The 4,675-nt window shown below is 70.5% G+C and carries 5 protein-coding genes and 1 pseudogene; 5 read left to right on the top strand and 1 reads right to left on the bottom strand.

The features are described from left to right. A pseudogene (locus tag JWN97_RS14590) lies at positions 1–781 on the bottom strand (glycine hydroxymethyltransferase); the annotation flags it as partial. 192 nt (positions 782–973) lie between these two features. On the opposite strand from JWN97_RS14590, the gene JWN97_RS21265 reads away from it, so the two are divergent. The 5 genes from JWN97_RS21265 (at position 974) to JWN97_RS14570 (ending at position 4,590) form a co-directional block, all read left to right on the top strand. Then, complete coding sequence (locus tag JWN97_RS21265; RefSeq protein ID WP_363321295.1) at positions 974–1,063, top strand: putative leader peptide; 90 nt, start codon at positions 974–976, stop codon at positions 1,061–1,063. A gap of 75 nt (positions 1,064–1,138) precedes the next feature. Next, the gene (locus JWN97_RS14585; RefSeq protein WP_297623976.1) at positions 1,139–2,851 is read left to right on the top strand and encodes a nitrite/sulfite reductase; all 1,713 of its coding nucleotides are present in this window, start codon (positions 1,139–1,141) and stop codon (positions 2,849–2,851) included. Further along, complete coding sequence (locus tag JWN97_RS14580; RefSeq protein ID WP_297623973.1) at positions 2,851–3,015, top strand: hypothetical protein; 165 nt, start codon at positions 2,851–2,853, stop codon at positions 3,013–3,015. Before JWN97_RS14585 ends, JWN97_RS14580 begins: the two co-directional genes overlap by 1 nt. Further along, positions 3,012–3,755 carry a phosphoadenylyl-sulfate reductase gene (locus JWN97_RS14575; protein ID WP_297623970.1) on the top strand — a complete coding sequence of 248 codons (744 nt, stop codon included), beginning with the start codon at positions 3,012–3,014 and terminating at the stop codon, positions 3,753–3,755. Before JWN97_RS14580 ends, JWN97_RS14575 begins: the two co-directional genes overlap by 4 nt. A 91-nt stretch (positions 3,756–3,846) precedes the next feature. After that, positions 3,847–4,590 carry a sirohydrochlorin chelatase gene (locus JWN97_RS14570; RefSeq protein WP_297623967.1) on the top strand — a complete coding sequence of 248 codons (744 nt, stop codon included), beginning with the start codon at positions 3,847–3,849 and terminating at the stop codon, positions 4,588–4,590. Positions 4,591–4,675 lie beyond the last annotated feature (85 nt).

The following is a 4,675-nucleotide window of genomic DNA, read 5'->3' as shown; positions in this document are numbered from 1 at the left end:
CGGGGTCCTCGTCGCCGGGGATCACCTTGCCGGCGACCAGGCCGGCGATGTGGGCCATGTCGACCATGAGCGTGGCGGCGACCTCGTCGGCGATCTCACGCTTCTTGGCGAAGTCGACCCGTCGCGGGTAGGCCGAGTAGCCGGCCACCAGGATGAGCGGCTTGAACTCGCGTGCCTTCGCGGCCAGCGCGTCGTAGTCGAGCAGGCCCGTCACCGGGTCGGTGCCGTACTGCTGCTGGTGGAACATCTTGCCGCTGATGTTGGGGCGGAAGCCGTGGGTGAGGTGGCCGCCGGCGTCGAGCGACATGCCGAGCAGGCGCTGGTTGCCGAACTCGTGGCGCAGCGTCTCCCAGTCGGCCTCGGTGAGCTCGTTGACGTTCTTGGCCTGCATCTTCTGCAGGTAGGGCGTCTCGACCCTGTTGGCGAGGATCGACCAGAAGGCGACCAGGTTGGCGTCGATGCCGGAGTGGGGTTGCACGTAGGCGTAGGGCGCGCCGAAGAGCTCGCGTGCGTGCTCGGCAGCGAGCGACTCGACGGTGTCGACGTTCTGGCAGCCGGCGTAGAACCGGTGACCGACGGTGCCCTCGGCGTACTTGTCGCTGAACCAGGTGCCCATCGTGAGCAGCACCGCAGGCGAGGCGTAGTTCTCCGAGGCGATCAGCTTGAGCGAGCCGCGCTGGTCGGTGAGCTCCTGGCGGGTGGCCTCGGCGATCCGCGGCTCGACCTTGGCGATCACCTCGAGGGCCTGCGAGTACGCGCTGCTGATCAGGGAGTCGGTCATGGACCACAGCCTAGAGGCCACGCGCGGGCCTGCGACGAGAGGTCGACCCGGCGTGCACGGTGTGACCTGGACCGCACCGACGCCCCCGAGCCAGCGTGCCGCGGCCACGCTTGTCTCACATGATGGAGTGGCGTCCCACATAACGAGATTTCGCCTTGTGGATCGGGTGTCCACTCCCTGAGACTTCTTGACATGGTCACCGCTTCCACCCACGCACACCTTGTGGTTCGACGTCACGTCGACCTCATGCGCGTGGGCAGCGCGACCTGTTGGCATCGCTGAATCGCCGCCCCAGAAACCTCCTTCCGCGCTCAACGTCGCGCGCGGCACTCCTCAGCGAACAGGACTTTCCTGATCATGCCCGACCTCCGGTTCAAGCCCCAGGCTGCCCAGCACACCGAGATCCCGCGCCCCAAGCGCGCCGAGGGTCAGTGGGCGCTCGGCTACACCGAGCCGCTCAACAAGAACGAGCAGTCCAAGAAGGACGACGACCCGCTCAACGTCCGGGACCGCATCCTCCACACCTACTCGCGTCGCGGCTTCGACTCGATCGACCCCGCCGACCTGCGCGGCCGCTTCCGCTGGATGGGTCTCTACACGCAGCGCGCCCCCGGCTTCGACGGCGGCAAGACCGCCCAGCTCGAGGAGGAGGAGCTCGACGACCGCTTCTTCATGATGCGCGTGCGCACCGACGGCGCCATCCTCGACGGTCCCGCCCTGCGCGCGCTCGGCGAGGTCTCGACGGCGTACGCCCGCAACACCGCCGACATCACCGACCGCAACAACATCCAGTACCACTGGATCGAGATCGAGAGCGTCCCGGCGATCTGGGAGCGCCTCGAGGCGGTCGGCCTCACCACGCTCGAGGCCTGCGGCGACAGCCCGCGCCCCTTCCTCGGCTCCCCCGTCGCCGGCATCGCCAAGGACGAGATCATCGACGGCTCGGAGGCGCTCGCCGAGATCAAGCGTCGGATCCTCGGCAACCCCGACTTCTCCAACCTGCCGCGCAAGTTCAAGACCGCGCTGACCGGCCACCCGAGCCACGACGTGGCCCCCGAGGTCAACGACGTGTCGTTCGTGGGCACCGTCCACCCCGAGCACGGCCCCGGCTTCGACCTCTGGGTCGGCGGCGGCCTGTCCACCAACCCGATGCTGGCGCACAAGCTCGGCGTGTGGATCCCGCTCGACGAGGTGGCCGACGCCTGGGAGGGCGTCGCGGGGATCTTCCGCGACTACGGCTACCGCCGGCTGCGGTCCAAGGCGCGCCTGAAGTTCCTGCTGGCCGACTGGGGCAAGGAGAAGTTCCGCGAGGTCCTCGAGAACGAGTACCTCCACCGCGCGCTGGTCGACAACCCCTCCCCCGAGGCGCCCCTCGCCCAGGGCGACCACATCGGCATCCACGAGCAGAAGGACGGTCGGTTCTACGTCGGCGCGGCCCCGATCGTCGGCCGCATCGACGGCACGACGCTCTCGGCCCTCGGCAACCTCGTCGAGACGTACGGCGCCCGCGGCGCGCGCCTCACCGCCTACCAGAAGCTCGTCGTGATCGGCGTCGCCGCCGAGGACACCGCCGCGTTCGCCGACGACCTCGAGAAGATCGGCCTGACTGCGCGTCCCAGCAACTGGCGGCGCTCGACCATGGCCTGCACCGGCATCGAGTTCTGCAAGCTCGCCATCGTCGACACCAAGGAGCGTGCCCGCCGCCTGGTGACGGAGCTGGAGAAGCGCTTCCCCGACCTCGACACCCAGATCTCGGTCAACGTCAACGGCTGCCCGAACGCCTGCGCCCGCACCCAGGTCGCCGACATCGGCCTGAAGGGTCAGCTCGTGATGGACGAGGACGGCACGCAGGTCGAGGGCTTCCAGGTCCACCTGGGCGGCGCCCTCGGGCTCAACCCGGCGATGGGCCGCAAGCTGCGCGCCCACAAGGTCACCAGTGCCGGCCTCGACGACTACGTCACGGCCGTCGTCTCGGCGTACCTCGCTGACCGCACCGACGGCGAGCGGTTCGCCGCCTGGGTGACGCGTGCCGACGAGGCCCTGCTGCGCGGGGAGCCGGTGGCTCCCTGATGTCCGAGCGTGCCCAGCCCTTCCACTGCCCCTACTGCGGGGACGAGAACCTGTTCCCCCGCGAGGGCGCAGGGGCCTGGGAGTGCCGCTCGTGCCTGCGCGCCTTCACCGTGCAGATGACCGGGATGGTCCCGCGTCCGTCGGTGGGGGGTGGTCAGGCATGAGCCTCTCCACCCGCGCCGCCCGCGCCTTCAAGGGCACCCACACCGAGGGACGTACGCCGGAGGAGCTGCGCGAGCTGGTCTCCCACGTCGGCGCCGAGCTCGAGCTCGCTCCAGCCGAGGTCATCATCGAGTGGGCCGTCGCCACCTTCGGCGACCGGTTCGCGATCACCTCGTCGATGGGCGACGCCGTGCTGGCCCACCTGGCCTCGACGGTCGCGCCGGACATCGACGTGGTCTTCCTCGACACCGGCTACCACTTCATCGAGACCATCGGCACCCGTGACGCGGTCGCGGCGACCCTGCCGGTCAACGTGCGCAGCATCACGCCCGCGCAGACCGTGGCCGAGCAGGACGCCGCCTACGGCAAGGACCTCTACAAGACCGACCCCGACCTCTGCTGCGCGCTGCGCAAGGTCAAGCCGCTCGCCGACACCCTCGCCGAGTACGACGCCTGGGCCACCGGCCTGCGTCGGGCCGAGACCCACAACCGGGTCATCGCGCCGGTCGTCGGCTGGGACGCCCGCAAGGGCAAGGTCAAGGTCTCCCCCCTGGCCCGCTGGAGCGACGAGCAGGTCGAGACCTACATCGCCGACCACGGCGTGCTGGTCAACCCGCTCGTCCACGACGGCTACCCCAGCATCGGCTGCTTCCCCTGCACCCGCCGCGTGGCGCCCGGCGACGACCCCCGCAGCGGGCGCTGGGCGGGCACCACCAAGACCGAGTGCGGGATCCACGCATGAGCACACCCCACGACGTTCTCCTCAGCACGTGCGACAACGAGGTCGCACCCACGAAGCACCGCACCACTACGCACGATCGGAGGCACCCCTGATGGCTGCACCTGCTCTGGTTGCCCTGGCCCACGGAAGCCGGGACCCGCGTTCGGCCGCGACGATCAAGTCGCTCGTCGCCGAGGTCAAGGGCATGCGCCCCGACCTCCGCATCGAGACGGCCTTCCTCGACCTCGCCAAGCCGTCCTTCGACACGGTCGTCGACCGCCTGGTCAAGGCGGGCTTCGACGAGATCGTCGTCGTGCCGCTGCTGCTCACCGAGGCCTACCACGCCAAGGTCGACGTGCCCGAGGTGATCGCCGCCGCCATGGCCCGGCACGAGGGGCTCCGCATCCAGGCCAGCAAGATCCTCGGCATGGAGGCCGCCTTCCTCGAGGTGCTCGACGTCCGCCTGCGCGAGGCGCTCAAGGACGCCCGCGTGCGCGAGCTCGACGCGCTCGTGCTGGCCGCGGCCGGGTCGTCGGACCCGCTCGCCAACCAGGCCGTCGCCCGGATCGCTCGCACGTGGGGCGCGCGTCACCGGCTGCCCGTCACCGCCGCCTTCGCCTCGGCCGCCCCGCCGGCCACCGGTGAGGCCGTGCGCGCCTTCCGCGGCCAGGGCAAGCGCCACATCGCCGTCGCGTCGTTCTTCCTCGCGCCGGGCCGGCTGCCCGACCGCGCGGGGGAGCTCGCCCTCGAGGCCGGTGCCGTCGCCGTCTCCGACCCGCTGGGTGCCCACCCCGCCGTGGCCCGCGCGATCCTCGCGCGCTACGCCGTCGGAGCGGTCGAGCTGGTCCCGGTCTGAGCCGAGCCAGGTCCGAGGTGCTTCAGCGCCTCGCGGCGTGAGAGCCCGCTGAGCCGGTCGGCGTGGGTCGAGACAAAGGTCTCGA

This window comes from Nocardioides sp. (assembly GCF_025965415.1).
Lineage (GTDB): Bacteria > Actinomycetota > Actinomycetes > Propionibacteriales > Nocardioidaceae > Nocardioides.
This window is presented reverse-complemented; position numbering and strand designations above follow the sequence as displayed.

Coding starts and splice junctions, on each gene's coding strand:
- JWN97_RS21265 (WP_363321295.1), top strand. CDS start 974: ATGGTCACCGCTTCCACCCACGCACACCTTGTGGTTCGACGTCACGTC.
- JWN97_RS14585 (WP_297623976.1), top strand. CDS start 1,139: ATGCCCGACCTCCGGTTCAAGCCCCAGGCTGCCCAGCACACCGAGATC.
- JWN97_RS14580 (WP_297623973.1), top strand. CDS start 2,851: ATGTCCGAGCGTGCCCAGCCCTTCCACTGCCCCTACTGCGGGGACGAG.
- JWN97_RS14575 (WP_297623970.1), top strand. CDS start 3,012: ATGAGCCTCTCCACCCGCGCCGCCCGCGCCTTCAAGGGCACCCACACC.
- JWN97_RS14570 (WP_297623967.1), top strand. CDS start 3,847: ATGGCTGCACCTGCTCTGGTTGCCCTGGCCCACGGAAGCCGGGACCCG.